Here is a 960-nt window from a genome sequence, read left to right as displayed (position 1 = left end):
CGAGCGAATTTTTAAAAGGGCTTCGGCGCCATCTAGCCCCCATCTTGCTCCTGTTATATCGAGGCGGTCATTAATCAGATGCCGGCAGGCGCCTTCAATTATCCCGCTCGCTATCGGAAATCCCGACGCCAAAGCCTCATCGTATCTCAACCTGTCTTTGTTTTTAACCAGGTACTTCGCACAGCTATCTACAGCGTCTCGCTTCGTTAATTTCCTTTTTGTTGCACTCTGCCTGAGTCCTTTTGCCACCTGGCTGCAACCGCCTTTGAGTATCTTAACTGCATATTTGGCGACCCAGGCTTCAACCGCATTATCGCCTTTATCGAAGAAGCACCAGGCCGCTTTCCAGAGGTATTCCAGTACATGGATAAAGTCCATGACGATGGTAACCGTTACCTCAAGCTCCTTGGCTACTTTCTCGATCATTTTACGTTGCGCCGGTTGGCCATCAATCACTACAACCCATTGCCGTTTCTGCTCCGGGTCACGTTGTAGTGCTTCTTCAAAGGCCTCGGTGATCACCGCTTTGGGCTCTCGCTCTACGCTTGCCCAAACTCGCTTATTTCGTGCCGGAGTCCTGAATGTATGCACATTTTCTTCCTGCTCACTGTGCATAATGGACTCGGCGCTACGCTGATGCACCTGCACGGTGTAAACCGAAGCAACTTGCGCCATCCGTTTACGATCGCGCTTTTCGCCAGCGCTAAGTCGCGAGTTCAGCTTATTGCTTTTCTTCGCTCGCTTTTTAGTACACTCCCTTAACGAATCGGGCCGCATGACAATGCCCTTACCATCGAATGTCAGCACTAACAGAGCATCGCCCGGCTCGGGGGTGAGATAACGATTTTGCAGGTAATAATCTTCAAAATCCTGCGCCATGTCCTGGACGAGGTTAAGGCATTGACGCTTAGCTACCTGAGCACCGGTGGTTTGTGCAATCTGCTGGGCCACATGGTCGTA

General features: G+C 51.0%; 1 protein-coding gene. It reads right to left on the bottom strand.

Features of this window, described 5'->3' with window-relative positions; all coding sequences use genetic code 11:
- A partial coding sequence (locus H5300_RS26850; RefSeq protein WP_182797371.1) for an ISKra4 family transposase occupies positions 1-960 on the bottom strand: 960 nt, incomplete at both ends.

The organism is Vibrio sp. SG41-7 (genome assembly GCF_014164465.1).
GTDB classification, from domain to species: domain Bacteria; phylum Pseudomonadota; class Gammaproteobacteria; order Enterobacterales; family Vibrionaceae; genus Vibrio; species Vibrio splendidus.
The sequence above is the reverse complement of the archived record's forward strand: the minus strand, read 5'-3'. Positions and strand labels throughout refer to the sequence as shown.